Annotated in this window: 15 protein-coding genes and 2 pseudogenes; 7 read left to right on the forward strand and 10 right to left on the reverse strand. The window is 71.6% G+C overall.

The features are described 5' to 3' along the window. Window positions 1-33: 33 nt before the first annotated feature. From ACTWJ9_RS15070 to ACTWJ9_RS15090, 5 genes are all read right to left on the reverse strand, one after another. Window positions 34-1,452 carry a DUF4407 domain-containing protein gene (locus ACTWJ9_RS15070; protein ID WP_279334738.1) on the reverse strand — a complete coding sequence of 473 codons (1,419 nt, stop codon included), beginning with the start codon at window positions 1,450-1,452 and terminating at the stop codon, window positions 34-36. Then, window positions 1,445-2,521 carry a hypothetical protein gene (locus ACTWJ9_RS15075; RefSeq protein WP_388703870.1) on the reverse strand — a complete coding sequence of 359 codons (1,077 nt, stop codon included), beginning with the start codon at window positions 2,519-2,521 and terminating at the stop codon, window positions 1,445-1,447. The genes ACTWJ9_RS15070 and ACTWJ9_RS15075 overlap by 8 nt, the downstream gene beginning before the upstream one ends. Further along, window positions 2,518-4,794: a hypothetical protein gene (locus ACTWJ9_RS15080; RefSeq protein ID WP_443295841.1), complete on the reverse strand. Its 2,277-nt coding sequence runs from the start codon at window positions 4,792-4,794 to the stop codon at window positions 2,518-2,520. Before ACTWJ9_RS15080 ends, ACTWJ9_RS15075 begins: the two co-directional genes overlap by 4 nt. After that, a complete protein-coding gene (locus ACTWJ9_RS15085; RefSeq protein WP_443295842.1) occupies window positions 4,787-5,596 on the reverse strand; it encodes a hypothetical protein in 810 nt (269 codons plus the stop codon). The genes ACTWJ9_RS15080 and ACTWJ9_RS15085 overlap by 8 nt, the downstream gene beginning before the upstream one ends. 93 nt (window positions 5,597-5,689) lie before the next feature. Then, complete coding sequence (locus ACTWJ9_RS15090) at window positions 5,690-6,313, reverse strand: Crp/Fnr family transcriptional regulator (RefSeq protein WP_279334742.1); 624 nt, start codon at window positions 6,311-6,313, stop codon at window positions 5,690-5,692. A 495-nt stretch (window positions 6,314-6,808) separates the two neighbouring features. On the opposite strand from ACTWJ9_RS15090, the pseudogene ACTWJ9_RS15095 reads away from it, so the two are divergent. The 4 genes and pseudogenes from ACTWJ9_RS15095 to ACTWJ9_RS15110 all read left to right on the forward strand — a co-directional run. Further along, a pseudogene (locus ACTWJ9_RS15095) lies at window positions 6,809-6,955 on the forward strand (sensor histidine kinase); the annotation flags it as partial. Between the two features lie 367 nt (window positions 6,956-7,322). Continuing rightward, window positions 7,323-7,953, forward strand: a pseudogene (locus ACTWJ9_RS15100) (response regulator). Window positions 7,954-8,230: 277 nt separating this feature from the next. Continuing rightward, window positions 8,231-9,301: a hypothetical protein gene (locus ACTWJ9_RS15105; RefSeq protein ID WP_443295843.1), complete on the forward strand. Its 1,071-nt coding sequence runs from the start codon at window positions 8,231-8,233 to the stop codon at window positions 9,299-9,301. Window positions 9,302-9,793: 492 nt separating this feature from the next. Further along, on the forward strand, window positions 9,794-10,093 hold the full coding sequence (locus ACTWJ9_RS15110; protein WP_279334744.1) for a zinc-ribbon domain-containing protein: 300 nt from the start codon (window positions 9,794-9,796) through the stop codon (window positions 10,091-10,093). A 157-nt stretch (window positions 10,094-10,250) separates the two neighbouring features. Here ACTWJ9_RS15110 and ACTWJ9_RS15115 read toward each other — a convergent pair whose 3' ends face one another. Both ACTWJ9_RS15115 and ACTWJ9_RS15120 read right to left on the reverse strand, forming a co-directional pair. Continuing rightward, window positions 10,251-11,204, reverse strand: coding sequence for a M56 family metallopeptidase (locus ACTWJ9_RS15115; RefSeq protein ID WP_279334745.1), 954 nt, complete (start codon window positions 11,202-11,204; stop codon window positions 10,251-10,253). A gap of 6 nt (window positions 11,205-11,210) precedes the next feature. Then, entirely contained in the window at window positions 11,211-11,612 is a 402-nt protein-coding gene (locus ACTWJ9_RS15120) for a BlaI/MecI/CopY family transcriptional regulator (RefSeq protein ID WP_279334746.1), read from the reverse strand. 135 nt (window positions 11,613-11,747) lie between these two features. Between ACTWJ9_RS15120 and ACTWJ9_RS15125 the strand changes: the two genes are divergently transcribed. Next, on the forward strand, window positions 11,748-11,993 hold the full coding sequence (locus tag ACTWJ9_RS15125; RefSeq protein ID WP_388703885.1) for a Sec-independent protein translocase subunit TatA/TatB: 246 nt from the start codon (window positions 11,748-11,750) through the stop codon (window positions 11,991-11,993). Between the two features lie 15 nt (window positions 11,994-12,008). On the opposite strand, the gene ACTWJ9_RS15130 is transcribed toward ACTWJ9_RS15125, so the two are convergent. Next, complete coding sequence (locus ACTWJ9_RS15130) at window positions 12,009-12,755, reverse strand: TIGR03943 family putative permease subunit (RefSeq protein WP_279337974.1); 747 nt, start codon at window positions 12,753-12,755, stop codon at window positions 12,009-12,011. A 32-nt stretch (window positions 12,756-12,787) separates the two neighbouring features. Further along, window positions 12,788-13,843: a permease gene (locus ACTWJ9_RS15135; RefSeq protein ID WP_388703888.1), complete on the reverse strand. Its 1,056-nt coding sequence runs from the start codon at window positions 13,841-13,843 to the stop codon at window positions 12,788-12,790. A gap of 209 nt (window positions 13,844-14,052) precedes the next feature. Here ACTWJ9_RS15135 and ACTWJ9_RS15140 point away from each other — a divergent pair, with 209 nt between their 5' ends. Continuing rightward, window positions 14,053-16,083 (forward strand): potassium channel family protein, encoded by a 2,031-nt coding sequence (locus ACTWJ9_RS15140; protein ID WP_387036070.1) that lies wholly within the window; start codon window positions 14,053-14,055, stop codon window positions 16,081-16,083. 127 nt (window positions 16,084-16,210) lie between these two features. Here the strand turns inward: ACTWJ9_RS15140 and ACTWJ9_RS15145 are convergent, their stop codons facing one another. Beyond that, entirely contained in the window at window positions 16,211-18,064 is a 1,854-nt protein-coding gene (locus ACTWJ9_RS15145) for a S9 family peptidase (RefSeq protein WP_279334749.1), read from the reverse strand. A 223-nt stretch (window positions 18,065-18,287) separates the two neighbouring features. On the opposite strand from ACTWJ9_RS15145, the gene ACTWJ9_RS15150 reads away from it, so the two are divergent. Next, window positions 18,288-19,106 carry an SURF1 family protein gene (locus ACTWJ9_RS15150; protein ID WP_387036007.1) on the forward strand — a complete coding sequence of 273 codons (819 nt, stop codon included), beginning with the start codon at window positions 18,288-18,290 and terminating at the stop codon, window positions 19,104-19,106. The last annotated feature ends 24 nt before the right edge of the window (window positions 19,107-19,130 follow it).

Consider the following 19,130-nt stretch of genomic DNA (forward strand, 5'->3'; position numbering starts at 1 on the left):
CCGTGGTGCTGTGTTCCTGGTGCAGACCTGGCGTCAGACCGTCGACGAGCGGCGGATCTCGTCCTCCAGCGAGTTCACCGCCTGCCGGACCCGGATGTTCATCGCTGCCGTGTGCTCCCGGAACGTCGCCTCCGACTCGGCTCGGTGACGCCGGACCTCCTGTTCGATGGTGTCCTGGGCGATCTCGAGGTTCGCCATGGCCCGACGCTCGGCGAACCGGACTTCCTCGTCGTGGAGCTTGACCGCGCTGTTGCTCGCGCTGGTGAGCATCCGGTCATACGCGGACTCGCCGCTCAGGTACTTCACCAGCACGGGGAGTACGTCGAGGAAGACGAACAGCAGGCGGACGAGCCAGATGCCCACGAACAGCACCGGGTTCCCGGCCGCGAGTTGATCAAGTGCCCTCATCCGCTCCAGGACACCGATCTCCTTCTGCTTGGCGCGTTCCTGGTCCAGCCGTTGCTCGATGCCCTCGGCCCGGGCCTCAAGGAAGTCGCCGCGTGACACGGTCTGTTCGGCCTCGATCTCCGAGATGCGGCTGTTCATGCGGGCCAGTCGCTTCTCGTTCTCATCGGTACGGTGGGTCGTCCGGTAGTCCTGGGCCTTGTCGCGCAGGCGCAAGCACTCGGACGTCCGCTGATACAACCCGGTGGCGGCTATACGGACCAGTCGGCGGCACTCGTCCCGTACCTCGGAATCGATGGCCTCCAGCCTGGTCGTATCCCGGTCCACTCGCTTCTGCAGAGTGGCAGCGTCCGAGCGCAAGGCGGTCAGTTCCTCGGCCCGTTCGCCGGGCGTCTCACCGAAGGAGAGGACGTACGTCCTGTCGCAGCCCTCCGGGGTGACGGTCTGCGTCGTGGAGGGCACGGGGTTGCAGCGGACCAGGTTCGTGCGCAACCGGTCTATCGCGTCCGTGCGTTCGTCGGCGACGTGTTCTTCGATGGCCGTCTGGAAGATGCGCAGCACCAGGGGCTCGGCGATCACCGCGCCGAGCATCAGGGCGATCAGCAGGCGCGTGAGGAGAGGGCCGACCCGTCGTCGCGCGTTCGGCTGTGGAGTGACCAGCCAGCGGTCGAGGTTGAGTACGAACAGCATCCAGATGACCGTCGGGACGAGGGCCACGAGGGAGACCCTGCCGAGTGCCTCGGTCGCGAAGTTCCACATGGAGAACGCCGCGATGACGGAGGTTCCGAGCACCACCCCGCCGAGGGCCGTGTACTTGCTCCGCTCGTACCTGACCCTGGCCAGCAGTTCCTCGTCGACGCCGGTCAGGGCACGCAGCCGTCGTGCGACGTCGAAGCCGAAGGGACTGCGGGTGGTACGGGCAAGGTCCCAGTCACCGGTGGTGCGGGTGGTGCCCCGGCCATGTGGAGTACGCGCAGCGGCATCGTCCGTGCCCTGGCCGTCCGCCGTGCCAGGGGCCGTCACATGATCCGTCAGGAAGTCAGTCAACGAGATCGTCCTCGTCCTTGACGAAACCACCCTGCGGGTCGTACGAGCCGCCCCGGCCCGTTTTCGTGCGACTGGGGCGTGCCGGCCCCGGCTCGACCATGCGAGTGGTGCCAGTGGTGGTTCCGAGGCCGGGCGCTGCCTGGCCGCCCGTCTCCCGCAGGACCTGGTCCAGGACCTGGTGGTAGTCGACACCGTACTCACTGCCGCCCATCTGCCGCAGCAGCGTCAGCAGCACCTCGCGGCGTACCTGCGCCGCCGTCGTCTCCAGCGACTGCGCGTGGTCCCGCTCCGCCGTCTCGGCCTTGTGGCGGCGAACCGATTCCTCCTCGGTGTTCCGGTGGATGCGGGCCGCCACCTCCGTGACGTCGATCTCCTTCCGAGCGATGCCGAAGGCGTCCACGTGGTCGGATCCCTGGGAGAACAGTTCCGCAATCTGGTGTGCGGCCTGGGTCTCGAAGTCACGCTGCCCCCGCTGGAGTTCCCGGGAGCGCCGCTCGTCGCGCAGTTTCTGTTCCCAGTCCCGCAGGTCGTCCGACGCGTGCACCTCGGCGCTGACGAACTCCACGTTCATGCCCGCGACCCGCGGCGGCACGATCGTGCTGTAGGCGGTCATACGGTGGCCGACCTCGGTCCGTACCGCGTTGACCTCCTCCACGCGGTACCCGGCGCTCACCCTCGGCAGGTCGCCGTCGCCCATCAGATAGGCGCGCAACGGAACCGTGACATCGATGATGCCCTGCCGAGCGATGACGGTCGGGTCGGTCACCTGGCAGGTGAAAGACGCCCGCACCGTGAAGTTGTCCGCCTCGCTCACCGACGGGAGCATGCGTTCCACGTCGACCAGGCGCGCCCGGGTGTCGACCAGGCTGACCGAGGAGGCGTCGAGCACATCAGGGTGGGACGGGTCGAACACCATGCCCTCGGGGAACTGGCGGTAGTTCCCGCCGACCCTGAAGACATGGACCGCGCCGGGCGGCAACTGTGGCACGTCGTCGCGACGGCGGCGCCGAGACCACCAGGCGCCCTGCACCGTGGCCAGAATGTGCTCGGCGATGACCGGGTAGTTCACTTGCTTCGGCCTCCTTGGGAGGAAGTGAAGGGAGGGGTGGGTATGAGGGACGCGGTGGAGCGCCGGGAGTCCGCCGGCGGTCGGCCGTGCAGTGATCCGATGAGCACCTGTGCCAGTCGGCGGGTGCCGGGGATCGCGTGGTCGGGGTGGTTCAGGGCGATGGACAGGTGGTGGCACAGTGCGGTCCACTGGCGCACGCTCATGGCGTTCCGCATGGCCTCGCCGAGTTCGCGTACGGCACCGGTGACGGACGGGTCGTCCCGCAACTGCGCCAGCGTCCGGCACAGCGCGCCGACCGCCCGGCTCCGGTTGCCACTGTGCAGGACATCCGCCCACAGAGACCCGAGGTGGCGGGCACTGTCCGGGACGGTGCGCAGGAGTGCCGCGGTGACGGGTTCGGGAGCCTCCAGCCGGACGGTTTCCAGAAGCTGAACGGCGGTCCGCAGCGCGATCGACCGCTCTCGGGACCTTGGCGCCGCCTTGGCGATCACGGTCCGTACGTACCGGAGGATGAACAGCACGCGTTCCGGGTCATGTTCGGCGGTCTGCAGCAGCAGAACCAGCGAACGACGGGCTGAGAACGCGATTCGCTCCCCGCGTTGTGTCAGAAACCAGAGCCCGTTGAGCGCCTTCAGGCGGTAGAGGGAACCCAGGCGGCCCGTCAGTGCCATGGCCGCCGTCACCGCACGGCCCGGCCCGCTGTTGTCCGTCCAGCTCAGGGCGATGTACAGGGCCTGCGGCGCGAGATGCTCGACGTCGCACATGAACTGCAGCGTCAGCGCGGCGGTCACCCGCTGACTGGTGAGCCCTTCGGACCACACTTTCAACATGGTCTCGTCGACCTCGACAAGCGCGTGCCGGGCCAGGAGAGCGACGCCCCGGGCCACCTCCGTCCGGGTGTCCAGGTCGCCCAGCAGGGCCAGCTCGCCCAGCCACTGGCGCAACGGATACCAGAGCTCGTAGCCGTACAGGTCGTGCAACTCCGCAATGACGAGCTCGCGGATGCGCGGCGAGGTGAAGACCAGGCACCGCTCGCTGCGCCCGGCATCCCGGCTCGGGCCGAGCCGGAACTCGGTTGTCACGAGCTCCACCGCCCGTTCTCGCCACCGGGCCCGGGACTGGTCGGCCACCGCACGGCTCAACCGCACTCCGGTCGAGCCGTCCGGCTCCGCGACCGGCGTCTCGCCGCTCTGCTCCCAGTTGCGCACATGAGCGGCGAAAGCGGCGCACTCCTTCTCGAACGTCCGCTCAGGAATGCCCTCCAGGAAGGCCAGGGCGGCGAGCGGGAGCAGGTCGTCCGCAGCCGGCCGCTTGCGGAACCAGTCCTGGACCCGCTCCCGGTGCCGGTCCCGCAGGGTGTCCAGTGCTGTCTCCACGCCCTCCCGGGACAGGGCCACGGCCGCTTCGACCACGTCCGCCGGTCGTCGCTGTTCGCCGACCCGCTCCAGCAGTTCCTTTTCGATGTCCGGGTCAAGACCGGTGTGTGGCAGCTTCCCCCTGCAGTGCTCGAACAGCTCCTCGAGGTCCGGGGTCTGCCACGGCACGCAGTGGGCGCGCAGCGCCAGCCGCCGACGGACCGTGTCGCCCGCGGTGATCACCAGGTACGACCCCTTACGGCCGAGTTCCTCACTCAGCCGCCCGATCTCGTACGCCTGTACGGCCTCGGGACGCAGCTCGCCTACGTAGTCGAGGATGACGTATCCCTGCCCCGGCTTGAGGTCCCTCGACTCGGCCAGCTCGGCGAGGGCGTTGGCGGGCGACAGACTGTGCAGCCTGGCCTTCTCCCCCAGGATTTCCCTGAGCAGGGCGAGGGAGCCCGCGCCCCGGCCGCAGTTGTCCTGACCGGTGAGCACTACGAGAGCATCCTCGCGCAGTCTGCCGAGCGCCTCGTCGAAGCAGGGCTGCGGCGGGACGTAGAACCGCAGGGCGCGGTCCGTCTCCTCGTGCTCGATGGTGCCGGGGGCGAGGCCGGTGGACGAGACGGCACCAAAGCCGAACGCGGCTCCGGAGGCGTCGACACCGCCGTAGAAGTTGTTGTTGACGAGTTGGTGGACGCGACGCAGATCGTCGTAGCCCCGGTCGTCCTCCTCCCGTTCGTCCGGCTCCTGACCCCGTTCGGGAGCCGCGTCCGGTCCGGCATCCGGGCCGAGGGTGCCCTCCCCGGCTTCCGGCGTACCGCCGGCGTCGTCCGGTGCGGGCTGCGCAACGTCCTCATCGAAAGCGGGTACGGGCGGTACGGCCGGTCCGTCGTCCAGGTCCGGTTCGTCAGCCACCGGTGCTCCCGAAGCCGAAGACGGCGCCCCGGGCGTCCACGGGACCGGCGACATTGGTGACGTTGATGTTGTCGGCCCGGTACTCGTTGCTGATCTCCGCCCCACCGGCTCCGCCCGCGGCGGCCGGTCCGGGCCGGACCGCCGCGGGCTCCCCCGACTCCGGGGCCGCGGGTCTTCCCATCCCCGCGGTCCCGGGCTCGTGTGAGGCGGTGACCGGTGCGCCGAGTGCCGGCACGCGCAGCCAGGCCGTGGCCTCGTACTCCTTCACCTGAACGGTGACGTGGGTGAAGTCCTTGGGGGTCAGAGTCGTGTGACCGCCCGCCACCGTGGACCGGAAGACGTCGTCGGACAGCAGCAGCACCAGGTCGGCCCCGGGATGTGCGGCCAGGGCGTCGTAGAGCGGACGTGCGTTCAGCAGCCGCGCCGTGGCCACCACTGCCGTGCCGGCGAAGCCGTTGTCGGCCAGCTCCACCAGTCCTTGGTGGATGACGGCCCTCAGTCGCATGCGGGCCTCAGGAACTCGCTGGGCGTTGTACTCGCGCAGCTCGGCGACGAGATGGCGGACGTAGTCGTCGACCAGGCGCGGTTCCTTGCCGTCGACGGGCCGCACTGCCAGCTGTTCATCGCCCTTGCGCTGGATCTGCCACTGCGCGCGGTCCAGGCCGGCACCTCTGGCGGCGCGATCGAGGAGCCGCGGCAGATCGTGCTGGATTTCGGACTGCCTACGGTCGCTGTTGCTTCCGTAGGCCTGTGCGTCCACGGCTATGCAGGTGCAGGGATGGAAGTCAGGCCACGCAGCCACCCGATCATTTCCTCTCTGGGCAGGCGGTGGGCAGACACTGCCCACAAAGTGCTGCTCGAGAGGCTAGGAGAGAGTGCTCGAAGTGACCCCGTATCAGTACGGGTTGTCAGCAGCGACTTTGGCGAATTCGAGCAACTTCGGAACGTCACAGATGGTTATGGTCCGGTAACTGCGTTCCACCAGTCCCTGAGCTGTCAGTGCGGCCAGGCTCTTTTCGGCCGTGTTCAGTTTCAGGCCGGCCAGCGACGCGAGTTCCTTTTGTGTCAGCGTCACGCCGAGGTCGCACCGCTTGCCGTCGCTGTCCGGCTCGGGCTGGGCATAGGCCTGGCACAACTCGGCCAGGACCCGGGCCAGCCGGGTCAGCGAGTCGTAGGCCTGGAAGTCGATCCGGCGCCGGTTGGCCCAGCGCAGCCGGGCGCACAGCATGTGGAGGATGGCCCGCATGGCGTCCGGACGGTCGGAGAGGAAGGTCTCCAGCGCCCGCACCTGGATGATCCGCGCGGTCACGTCACTGCACGCGACCACCGTGCCGGACCTGGGGCGCTCCTCGAAGGCCGCCATCTCACCGACCAGGTCACCTGCTATGCGGACGGCGAGCAGCATGTCGTAACCGCTCTCCGCACTGGCGACGATCTTCACGACACCGCTCGTGAGCAACAGGACGTGTCGGCTCTCGTCGCCCTGCTGGAGCAGAGCACGATGCGGCGGATAGGCCATTGGGGTGCCCTGACCCAGGAGTTCTTTCCGCGTCGCATCCCGCAACCGGCCAAGAAATGTGGACGGCGGCCACGCTTGATTCACCAACACCCCCGACGATCTCACTCCGCGGCGCAGCGCGCCGTTCAAGCCCGACCATGCTGTCGTCGAACCGAGTTCCGGCAAACAGACAGGACGAAATGTGGCCTGTTTTCTTGCTTCTCAGCCAGAATTGACCGAACATGCATTCCCCATGCGAACGATCGACCCGATCACGATCTTTCACGCGCCCAGCACGCTGGAGAACTTGACGGCCCCTGCCTGCTTGCCGGTGACCGTTCGGGAGGGGGCCGGGGGAAGGGCCCTGCTCGAGCTCTCCCGGTTGTTCAGCCGCCGGTCCACCCTGCGGAAAACCGCAGGGTGCGGAAAACCGTACTTGTTCGACGGTAACTCTCATACCGGCGCTGACCTGCGGTTTCTAGGGTGGTTGTGGAGCATGACCTGCAGCACGACGGGGTGCAGCAGCGCCTGGTGGCGCCGGCCATGCTCCTCGGGCGCGCCCGTCGGGGCCGTACACCCGAGCAGGCGAAGGGCCTGCTGGAGCAGTCCCACAAGGAGTCACAGGACGTCCTGACCGAGCTGCCTGAAGTGGCCTGGCGGGTGTATCCGACGGTGCTGGACAATCTGGGGCTGAGGGAGGCGCTCGCCGGGGTTTCCGAGCAGTGCGGCATCCCCGTCCGGATGGACCTCGCCCTCACCAGGCTGTTGCCCTCCTCCGTCGAGACCGCCGCCTACTTCGTCGTGTCGGAGCCCGGGACGAACGCCGCCAAGCACTTGGCCGCGACGGAGATCCTCGTGAGCGCACGGCGGCACGGGACCGTCCGCGTCGTACGCGTCGAGGACGACGGCGTCGGCGGCGCGGATCCGCCGGGCAGCGGGCTGACCGGGTGCACAGCCGGGTCGGCGCTGTGGGACAGCCTGCTACACGTCCACAGTCCCTCCGGAGGGCCCACCAGCTGCCGTGTGCGCAATGCTGGCCGAGGACTCGACATGTTGCGGAAGGACCGGTCCGGCTGCTCGTCGAGGAGGGACACGAGGTCCTGGCCGCGGTGGGCTACGCCGTCACCCTGCTGCGGGAGGTCGAGGCACGGCCGCCGGACATGGTCGTCGTGGACATCTGGATGCCCCCACCCACACGAACGAGGGGCTGCGGGACGCACTCGAGACCCGCGAGCGGTGGCCCGGGGTCGGCGTCATGGTGCTGTCCCAGCACATGGAGCGCGACTACGCGGCGCAGTTGCTGACCGCGAACGCGGAACGGGTCGGTTACCTGCTCAAGGACCGGGTCGCCCAGGTCGAGGAGTTCCTCGACGCGCTGGAGCGGATCCGGGAGGGCTGCGCCGCCCTCGACCCGTAGGGCGTACGGCAGTTGGTGATCCGTACGACGCACAGCGATCCGCCGGACCGGCTGCCCCCGGGAACGCAGCATCCTGGAGACCCCGGCCGAGAAACACATCAACGCGGCCATCGCGGAGAAGCTGCGCATCTCCCTGAGCACGGTCGAGAAGAACCTCGACACGATCTTCGACAAGCTCGAACTCGCGCGCACGACGGACTACCACCGCGGGGTCCTGGCCGTACTGCGTTACCTGGAGTCGTGACGGCAGCCACGCCTGCCGCGGTGAGCGACCGCGCCGGGCCGGCAGGACGCGACACCCCGACCACCACGAGCGTCACCACGTACCGGGACCGGGACCGGCCACAGGGAACCGTCGGGGGCCGGGCGCACTCTGTGTGGTGGTGGAGCCTTTGAGGAAGACGGCCCGGCGTTCCCGGGCGGAGTGGCCCGCCCGTCCGTGGGGGTGTCTTGAAGGCTTACCGTCGGCAGCCGGGGCGCAGAAGCGTTCTGGTACTCGGACATTCGGTATGGGGGATGGTGTGAGCCTGCCGCTGCTCTATGACGAACGGTCGCGGAATCCGCTGGCGCGGACCGTGCGGCTGACCGAGGACCGTCTGCGGAGGGGCGGACGCACCACTCCGTTGAGCGAGCTGAACCTCGGCGCCATGGCCGAGGCGTTCCAGCGCGGGTGCTGGCTCGGGGGCGGCGGGACGGAGCGCCCGCTGGCGTGGCTCGCGCAGGGACCAGGGGTCGTCCCGGTGATCCGCGTCACCGGTAGCGCCACACCGGTGAAGGTGCGCCAAGCCGCCGAATTCGCCCACCGGCTGGGGGAACTCGCGGTCCGGCAGTGCGGTGGGCCCGGCCCGGTGGCCGCCCTCGCGGACCGGGCCAGGTCCGAGGGCGTACCGCTGTGGATCGCGCGGCGCTCCGCGCCGGGGCCCGCCGGACCGGTCACGGTCGCTGTGGACCGGCGCCTGATACGCGTGGACGTGTGGGGGCCACACGCGCCCGTGGTACGGATCCGGGCGCCGTACGGCTTCGACCGCGACGCCCCCGAGCCGTCCAAGGGGCTGCGCCTGACGGTCGGCGAGGTGACGGCGGAACTCGGCCTCCGGACGCGACTGCGCAAGTCCAGGAGTGCTGTGGAGGTACGGCTGCCCGGGCAGCACTGGGTGCTGCGGAGGGAGAACTCGGCGAGTTCGTGGCTCCTGCGCGACGAACGCCGCGTCGCCCTGCTGACGCGTCCCCCGCGCTGGGCGGCACCCGCGCCGGACACGGTCCTGCTGCCGCTGAGCCCCGTGCGGTACGAGAGCACCGACCCGCTGGATGCCGTCATGGCCCACGCCTTCGCCGTCGCCTTCGGGCTCGGGGACACGACGGGGTCGGCGCGGTTCCCGTCGGACCGGCGCCCGGTGAACGGGGGTGAGCCGCTCGCCGCCGACAAGGAGTGGGACCGCCCCTGGTTCACCCATCTCGGCAGAGGCCGCGACGACAACGAGCCCGGCAGCGGCGGCGGGGACGGCTGGGGTTCCGACGGTGGTGGCGGCGACGGCGGCGACGGCGGCGGGGGTGGGGGCGGCGGTGACGGCGGGGGTGGTGGGGGCGATTAGAGCCTGTCCGGCGGGCGAGCCGTCGGGCAGTCGGCCGGGCGGCTGACCGCTGGTATCCCTGAGGGGTGCGCGGTGGATCGTCGGAGCCACCGGAGTCCTCTGGCGCGCCTGTCGCACCTGGATCGGCTGAGCCGACGGGTTCGGCGGATTCGGCGGGTTCTGCAGGTTCTGCGGGTTCTGCCGTGCTTCCGGTGAGGGGCAGCCCGGGGCCGGGGGTGGCGGAGGGATCCGGGGGCAGGTGCTCGGGGGCCGCGGTGAGGCGTTCCGCGGGGATCGGCTTCGCCGCGGAACGGCCCGGGCCCGTGAGGGCCCACACCAGCGCGGCCGTGCCCGCCGGGGCGGAGCCCGGCAGTTTCACGGCAGGACACATTGCCGATAGCTCACCCGGGCAGCCGGTGACATGGTGGCAGCAGAAGCAGCGACGAGAGCAGCGGCAACGGCGGCGGCGGCGGTGGCGGCGGCGGCGGACATCGTTCACGGAAGGGGCATCACATGATCATCTTCGGCACCAAGGGGTATCTGTACCAGCTCGCGATGCTGACCCTGGTGTGCACCCGGTGCGGGAATCCCTCCGCGCACGCGCTCAGGAAGCGGATCACGAAGTTCACCCTGTTCTTCGTTCCGCTGTTCCCGGTCTCGACGAAGTACTCGACCCAGTGCACCTTCTGCGGCGCGGAGTCGAAGCTCTCCCAGGAGCAGGCCGAACAGTTGCAGGCGCAGGACGCGGGCGGTCCCGGCGGGCAGCCGTACGGGCAGCCGCCCCAGCAGCACCAGCAGCCGTACCGGCCGTGAGGGAGCCGACGACCAGCCGTCTCACCCTGCCGGTGAAACGGCCCACGTCGAGCACCCGGTCCGGTGTGTTCATGGCCGGATGACAGCCAGGCCCCACGAACACGAACACGAACACGAACACGAACACGGACGGCGGCCCGGCGCCGGGCCGCCGCGCTCACAGCGCCGTCGCCGTGCGGAGGATCCAGAACAGGGTCACGGCCGCGTTGGCCGAGGACATCGCCGACATCGCCGTACCGGCGGCCGCTCCCCAGGCCGCCAGGCCCACCGAGGTGAACACCGTCGGCCAGGGCCCCGTGGCCGGAGCCGGGCCGAGCAGCGCGGCCACCCGGCGGGGAACCGGTCCCGGCGCCGCGAACGGCGCTCCGGACGCCGCGAACGCCGGCGGGGGCGGGCCGGACCGGGAGGCGAGCGCCGCCTTGCCGATGGCGGTGGCGACGGTACGGCGGTCGCCGACCGTACGGGCCGCCTCCTCGTCCGCCCAGCGTTCCGCCGCGTACGCCACCGCCGTGCGCAGCGGGCGCAGGAACGGGTTGGCGTGCGCGGCCAGCCGGACGGCCAGCAGGTAGCGGTGATGGCGCGCGGTCAGGTGGGCGCGCTCGTGGGCGAACAGGGCACGGCGTTCGCCGGAGTCCAGACGGTCGAGGAGAGCGGTGGTGACCACGACCCGGTCCCGGCTCGCTCCGCCGCCCGGGAGCGCGTACGCGTACGGGGTGCCGTCGGGAAGGACCGCCACCTCCGTGTCCGGCAGGCCGGCCAGGGCGCGGTGGGCGCGTCGGCGGGCGCGGACGTGCCGCCACAGCGTGCGCGCACAGACCAGCAGGACCGCGCACAGGGCCGGGATGGCCGCCTTGCCCACGACCTCGTCGTAGGGGACCGCCGCCCGCACCTCCGGGTCCGACCAGCCGTCGGGCAGCGGGTTGCCGGGCAGGGTGGCGGTGCCGACCACCATCACCAGGCACAGGCACACCGTGCTGCACACCGCCATCACCACCGCGACCCAGGTCAGCATCCGGGCCGCGGTCCGCGGGTGCAGATGCTGTTCGGCGAGCCGGGCGATCGGCCAAGCCGTCAGCGGCAGAACGAGCGGAAGGAAGACGAACACCCCCATGAGGTTTCAGTCTTCCCCGTCGCCCCGGGGCTGACCCAGCAGTACCCGCAACAGCCGTTCGTCGTCCGGGCCCAGACCGGTGACGAAGCTGGCCAGGACCGCCTCCCGGTCGCTCTCGGCGTCCAGCACCCTGCGCATCCGGTGCGCCGCGAGTCCGGCGTGGTCGGCGGCGGGCGTCCAGGCGAAGGAGCGGCCCGCGCGTTCACGGGTGACCGCGCCCTTGGCCAGCAGCCTGGTCAGGATCGTGATGACCGTCGTGTAGGCCAGGTCCTGGCCCAGACGCTCCTGCACCCAGCCGGCCGTCGCCGGGCCGCCCGCCTCCCGGAGCGCCGACAGCACGAGTGCCTCCAACTCGCCCTGCCCCCGCCGTCGGTGACGCTGACCACGCCCCTGATCGCCCTCGACCACGGCCCGTCTCCCTTCCGCCGCCCTCCCGTTCCCGGGCGGTCATCGTATAGACACGTGCACGCCGTCAAATTCTCTACATTGCTGTAGATTCTACGGGCGGCATCCGGCAACGGCTCACGAGAAGGACGGACCCCCATGTTCGGGTTGAGCGAACTCGCGATCATCCTCATCGTCGTCATCGCCGTTCTCGGTGCGAAGAAGCTGCCCGAGCTGGCCCGCTCGGCCGGCAAGTCCGCCCGCATCCTCAAGGCCGAGGCCCGTGCGGCCAAGGAGGAGGAGCGGGTCGAGCAGGCGCGGGAGCAGGGCCGGCAGCCAAAGGCCCCTCGCGTCATCCAGGGCGAGGCCGTCACCCGGGACACGGCCGCCGACGGCCGCCCCTGAGAGCCCTGAGCCCCCTCAGCCGTTCCAGACCTCGTCGTACGGGTCGCGCGGGACCGGGACCGGCTGGGCGGCCGTGACCTCGAAGTAGGGGACGGGGCCGCCGTTGACCGGGTCCTTCGTCCGGCGCGGGGTGTAGGTGCCGCTGACCTCCAGCCAGGCGTCCGGCCGCAGGACCGGGGGGACCTCGCCGGTCAGGGCGATCTTGACCGGCTGGGCGTCCGCGGCGCAGCAGCTGAGGGACATCCGGACCAGCTGGGGCGTCCCGGCCCGGTCCAGGGCGACGAAACCGGTGAGCCTGATGGTGCGGTCGCCGAGGTGGCGGCCGTCGTCGTAGACCGCGCGGGCCGCGTACTCGCCGACCCCGAGGCGGAGCGTGTCCCCGGCGGGAAGGTCCGGGAACCCGAACGGTTTCTGCAGCGCCGTGCCCGTGTGGGTGGCGCTGTACGAACCGAGGGCCGGCGGCGCCACCAGGATCAGGGCGAGGACGGGGAGGGCCAGGAGCCAGGCGACCCGGGGCTCCCGATGGCCGTGACCATGACCGTCTTCCCGGTCCTGGTCACGGTCCTGCTCGCGCCTTCGGTGGGTGCCGCGCCACTCGTACCAGACCGTCGCCGCCGCCGTCACGACGAGTACCGCGCCGGACAGCAGGAGCAGCGGACGCAGGCCCGCCTTGACGTAGCGCAGATGGAGGTCGGTCAGGCCCGCGTGCAGCACGGTCGCGCCCAGGAGGAAGAGGAGAGCCGCCTGGGCCTGGCGGTTCAGGTTCAGGTTCGAATTCGGTTTCGGGTTCGGGTTCACAGCAGGACCGCTCCGGTCAGGGCCGAGACCGCCACCGCCAGGACGAGGGTCGCGGGGGCGAAGCGCAGGGCGAAGCCGCGGCCGAACGTGCCCGCCTGCATGGCGAAGAGCTTGAGGTCGATCACGGGACCCACCACGAGGAAGGTGAGCCGGGCCGTGAGCGAGAACTGGGTCAGGGAGGCGGCCACGAACGCGTCCGCCTCCGAGCAGAGCGACAGGAGGACGGCCAGCGCCGCCAGCACCAGCACCGACAGCACGGGGTGGTCGGCCGCCAGGCGCAGCCAGTCGGCCGGGACCACCGCCTTCAGCGTCGCCGCGGCCATCGCGCCGACCACCAGGAAGCCACCGGCGTGCATCACGTCGTGCCGGACCGAACCCCAGAACGCGGCGCCCCGGCTCTGCCCCTCGGAGGACGAACGGGCCGGCGGACGCAGCCACTCCGCGCGGCCGTGGCGCTGCCACAGCCAGCCCGTCGCACACGCCACCAGCAGGCTCGCCACGAAACGGGCGAGGACCATCATGGGGACGTTCGGAAAGGCGACCGCCGTCGCCGTCAGCACGATCGGGTTGATCGCGGGGGCGGACAGCAGGAACGCCAGCGCCGCCGCCGGTGCCACTCCCCTGCGCACCAGCGCCCCCGCCACCGGGACGGACGCGCACTCGCAGCCGGGGAGCACCGCGCCCGCCGCGCCCGCGACCGGGACCGCCAGGGACGGGCGTTTCGGCAGGGCACGGGCGAAGAAGGACGGCGGGACGAACACGGCGATCGCCGCGGAGAGCAGGACACCGAGCACCAGGAAGGGCAGGGCCTGGATCAGCACCGCGACGAACACCGTCATCCAGCTCTGCATCACGGGTGCGGCCAGGGCGCGGCGGACGGAGTCCTGGAACATCACGGCGAAAAGCAGGAACAGGACGAGCAGGAGAGGGGAGTTGACGTGGCGGGACTCCCCCGAGGGCCCGGTCTCCCCGGAGGGCCCGGTCTCCCCCGAGGGCCCGGAGTCCTCTGCCGGCCCGGGCGCCCCGGCGGCGGGCAACTTGGTGACGGCCACGGACCGGGTACCTCCCCCATCGCACACGAGGGCGGAGCAGGGCCGCTCCCGCCCCGCCCCGCCTTCTTGCCCCCTGGTACGAAGCGAAGTACGTCACCGTTCAACGCCGTTCGCCGAGTGTTCCTGGAACCGCCTGCGTGTATACGGCAGTCTTTCCTCTCGTGGTGAGCCTTCCGAATCAGACCCCGCCGGACGATCCCCCCGCACACATGGTGGTGTGCGGGGACGACGGACTCGCGCATCGGCTCGCCGCCGAACTGCGGGGCGTGTACGGCGAACAAGTCACCCTCGTCGTGCCGCCCTCCGGACTCCGGGTGCGGGAACCCGTGGTCGGGCGGGCCCGCGCGGCCTCCGCCGCCCTGCTCGACCGGTTCGTGAACGCCACCGTCAACCGCGGAAACGGCAACGGCAACGGCAACGGCGGTTCCGACGGCGCGTCCGACCAGCGGCGGGTGGAGGCCGCCGAGCCGACCGACGCCGTGCTCGCCGAGGTGGGCGTGGCGCGGGCCGCCGCACTGGCCCTGGTGTACGACGACGACGAGACCAACATCCGTGCCGCCCTCACCGCCCGCCGGATCAACCCCCGGCTGCGTCTCGTGCTGCGCCTCTACAACCGCCGCCTGGGCCGGCACATAGAGGAACTGCTCGACCAGGCAGCCGAGTTGGCCGGCGGCGACCCGCACGGGAACGGGTACCCCGGCGCCGACATCTCCACCACCGTGCTGTCCGACGCCGACACGGCCGCGCCCGCCCTGGCCGCCACCGCGCTCGTCGGCACCAGCAAGATCGTCGACACCGACGGGCTGATGCTGCGCGCGGTGGAACGGCGCCCGCCGCGCCCCGGCGAGGTGGCCGATCCCGGGCTGTGCACCCTGGCACTGCTCTCCGCGACGAGCCACGACCCGGGTGGGGCAGAGGGTTCGGAGGACAGCGGCGACCAGGGGCCGCAGATGCTGCCCGACGCGGACGCCGTCGCGGCGGCGACCGGACGCGGCACGATGGTGCTGGAGCAGGTGTCGTACTCCGGACCGCCGTTGCCGGTGGTGCGGGCCCAGGTGCCGCCCTTCGCCTCCCTGTTCTCGCGGCGGCTGCGGTGGTCGCTGGCGGGGCTGGCGGCGGCCGTGGTGGCGCTGACGGTGACCCTCACCCTGGTCACGAAGGACGATCCGCTGCACGCCACCTACGTCACCCTGCTGGACCTCTTCTCGATCAACGATCCCGCGCACAACGCGTCCATGAGCGAGCAGATCCTGCAACTGCTGTCGGGGATAGTCGGGTTGCTGATGCTGCCGGTGATGGTGGCGGCGGTACTGGAGGCGCTGGGGACGTTCCGTACCGCCTCGACGGTGCGGAAGCCGCCGCGCGGGCTGAGCGGGCATCTGGTGCTGCTGGGGCTCGGCAAGATCGGCACCCGGGTGCTGACGCGGCTGCACGAGTTGCACATCCCCGTGGTGTGCGTCGAGGCCGACCCGGAGGCACGGGGCATGGCCACGGCGCGGCGGCTGGGCGTGCCGGTGGTGCTCGGGGACGTCACGCAGGAGGGCGTGCTGGAGGCCGCGAAGATCCAGCGGGCCGACGCGCTGCTCGCGCTGACCAGCGCCGACACCACGAATCTGGAGGCCGTGCTGTACGCGCGGTCCCTGCGGTCCGATCTGCGGGTCGTCCTGCGGCTGTACGACGACGAGTTCGCGACGGCCGTGTACCGCACCCTGCGGGCCGCGCATCCCGGCGCCCTGACCCGGAGCCGCAGCGTCTCCCACCTGGCCGCGCCCGCGTTCGCGGGGGCGATGATGGGCCGGCAGATCCTGGGGGCGATCCCGGTCGAGCGGCGGGTGCTGGTGTTCGCGGCGCTGACCGTGGGCGGGCATCCGCAGTTGGAGGGCAGGACGGTCGGTGAGGCGTTCCGGGCCGGGGCGTGGCGGGTGCTGGCCCTGGACACGGCGGCCACGGGGGTACGCCCGCCGGGCACGGGCGGGGACGGACACCGCGGCGGAAACGGGCCCGGGAATCCCGGAGCCCCGGGAGCCCCCGGAACCCCCGGGCCTCCCGGGGGTTCCGGACACAGGGACAGGGGCGCGAACGGCGGCGCCGGTCCGGCGGGGGCGGAGGCGTCGGGGCTGATCTGGGACCTGCCCGACACGTACGTCTTGCGCAGCGAGGACCGGGTGGTGCTGGGCGCCACCCGGCGAGGGCTGGCGGAACTGCTCCGGCGCAGGGGGAGGGAGCGGTCCGGGTCGTGACGTGACCCGGGGCGGCCGGTGCTCCCCGGGCCGCAGCCCGGAAAGCGCCTCGCCCCTCAGCCGCCCCGGCCCTCCCCGCTCCTCCTCCCGCTCCCTGCCTGCTCCCTGCCTGCTCAGCCCTGCCCGCTCAGCCCTGCTTCCCCAGGTACCGTTCCGCGAAGTCCAGCTCCAGGCGTACCTGCTTGATCCGCTCGTCGACCACCAGGGAGCCGTGGCCCGCGTCGTAGCGGTAGACCTCGTGGGGGGCGTCGCGGGACTGGAGGCGGTGGACGTAGTTCTCGATCTGGCGGATCGGGCAGCGCGGGTCGTTCACCCCGGCCGAGATGTAGACCGGTGCCTTCACCCGGTCGACGTAGGTGATCGGGGAGGACGCCTCGAACCGCTCGGGAACCTCCTCGGGGGTGCCGCCGAGGAGCGTACGGTCCATGGCCTTCAGCGCCTCCATCTCGTCGTGGTACGCCGTGACGTAGTCGGCGACCGGGACCACCGCGATGCCCAGCGTCCACGCGTCGGGCTGGGTGCCCAGGCCCAGGAGGGTGAGGTAGCCGCCCCAGGAACCGCCGGTGAGGACGAGACGCTCCGGGTCCGCGAGGCCCGAGGTGATCGCCCACTCGCGGACCGCGGCGATGTCCTCCAGCTCGATCAGACCGACCCGGTGCTTCAGCGCGTCGGTCCAGGCGCGGCCGTAGCCCGTGGAACCGCGGTAGTTGACGCGGACCACCGCGTAGCCGTGGTCGACCCAGGCGGCCGGGCCCGCGGCGAAGGAGTCGCTGTCGTGCCAGGTGGGGCCGCCGTGGATGTCGAAGACCGTGGGCAGCGGGCCGCTCGCGCCCGCGGGCTTCTGGACCAGGGCGTGGATCCGGCCGCCGGGGCCCTCCACCCACACGTCCTCCACCGGCACCGAACCGGGCGACTTCATGCCCGGCGGGTCCAGGACGACCCCGCCGGCCGTGGAGCGGACCGCCGACGGCTGGGCCGACGACGACCACAGGTACTCCACGCTGCCGTCCGGGCGGGCCGTCGCGCCCGAGACCGTGCCGGGCGGGGTGTCGATCTCCAGCAGCTCGGGGCCCGCCAGGTCGTAGCGGAACAGTTCGCTGCGGGCCTCGAAGCTGTGCGCGATCAGCAGGCCCGTGCCGTCCGGGAACCACTCGGCGCTCACGTCACCCGGCAGCTCCAGGGCGAGGTCCGTCTCCTCGCCCGTCGCCACGTCCCACACCAGGGGCTCCCAGCGGCCGCGCCGCTGATGGCCGATGAGCAGCCGCGTGTCGCCGTCGAGCGGGGCGAAGCCCAGCACCTCCAGACCCAGTTCCTCGGTGCCGCCCTTGGTGTCGTCCAGTTCGGCGACCGGCGTGCCGTCGGGGCGCAGCACACGCAGCGCGGAGTGCATCGCGTCGCCGTGCTCCGTGTGCTCGAGGGCGATGAGCGAGCCGTCGTGGGAGAGGTCGCCGACCCCCGCCGACTCGCGGTGCCGGTAGATCTCCACGGGCTCCTCGCCGGTGCGCACGAGGTGGATCGTCGTACCGTCCTCGTCCGTGGAACGGCCCACGACCGCCGTACGCCCGTCCCGGGCGAGGGCGAGACCGGCCGGGTACGAGGCGTGCAGGCCCTCGGCGGCGAGTTCGTCGGGGCCGCCCGCGAACCGCTGCCGGCGCCAGACGCCGAACTCGTCGCCGTCCTTGTCGTCGAACCACCAGATCCACTCGCCGTCCGGCGAGAGCACGCCGTCCGTGGTCCCGTTGGGCCGGTCCGTCACCTGGCGCTGCTCGCCCGTCGACCGGTCCCAGGCGTACAGCTCGTACGTCCCCGTCGCGTTCGACACGAACAGGGAACGGTCGGGGGCGTCCTCCGCCCAGTCGGGCAGGGAGACCCGGGGCGCCCGGAAGCGCTTCTCCCAGTCGGGCATCCGCTCGCCCTGTCGTACTGGCTCGGTCCGGTCCGTCCGCCGCGCCGCTGCGCCGGACTCGTTGCTCTCAGTCATGGCCCCATACTGCCCGCCCCGGAGGGTGTCGCGCCGCCGAGGTCCCCAGCCTGTGGACAACCCGCACCGGATCTCCCCCCGGGGCCGGCTCCCCCGTCGCCGCCACGGGTCACCCCGGAGCCTCACCCGTCCCGGTGACCACGGGGCCGCGGGGGGGGGCGCGTGGAGCCTCGAGGGCCGCCCCGCGAACCGGTCTTTCCACCCGGCCCCGTACCGTAAGGGTGTGTACCGGTTTCTGCTGACGCCCCGCTGGTGGGGGATCAACGTCTTCGTGCTGCTCGCCATCCCCTTCTGCATCTTCATGGGTTCCTGGCAGCTGAGCCGCTTCGAGGACCGTGTCGACAGCCACCGCGGAGCCGAGGAGCAGGCCGCCGCCTCCCAGCAGGAGAAGGCCCGGCCGCTGGACACACTGCTGCCGGTGACCAAGGCGACCTCCGGCAAGCAGGCCACGACGAGCGGCCGCTACGAGGAACAGCTCCTCGTGCCCGACCGGAACCTCGACGGCGCACCCGGCCACTACGTCCTGACCCTGCTGCACACCGACCACGGCAAGGTGCTGCCCGTCGTCCGCGGCTGGCTGCCCGGCGAGCCCGACCCGGCCGGGGCGCCCGCGCCGCCGGACGGCGAGGTCACCGTCACCGGGGCGCTCCAGGCGTCCGAGACCCCCGGCAGCCACGGCGTCAGCGCCCGCAGCGGCCTGCCGGAGGGGCAGATCGCCGCGATCAGCGCGGCGTCGCTGGTGAACCTGGTGCCGCACGACATGTACGAAGCGTGGATCACCCTCAACGAGGGCGACGCGGGGATGCGGCCGGTGCCCGCGGTCGCGGCCGGCGGTACCGGGCTGGACCTCAAGGCGTTCCAGAACCTCGGCTACACCGCCGAGTGGTTCGCCTTCGTGGGCTTCGTCGTCTTCATGTGGTTCCGCCTGCTGCGTCGCGAGGTGGAGCTCGCCCGGGACGCGGAACTGGGCCTGGCCCCGGACGAGCCGCAGGAGCGCGAGCCGGAAGCGGACGAGAGGCAGTCCAGCCCGTCAGGGGTGTGACTCGGGGGTGTGACCGGACCGGGA

This window comes from Streptomyces sp. GDS52, from assembly GCF_052246875.1.
Taxonomy (GTDB): Bacteria; Actinomycetota; Actinomycetes; order Streptomycetales; family Streptomycetaceae; genus Streptomyces; species Streptomyces cathayae.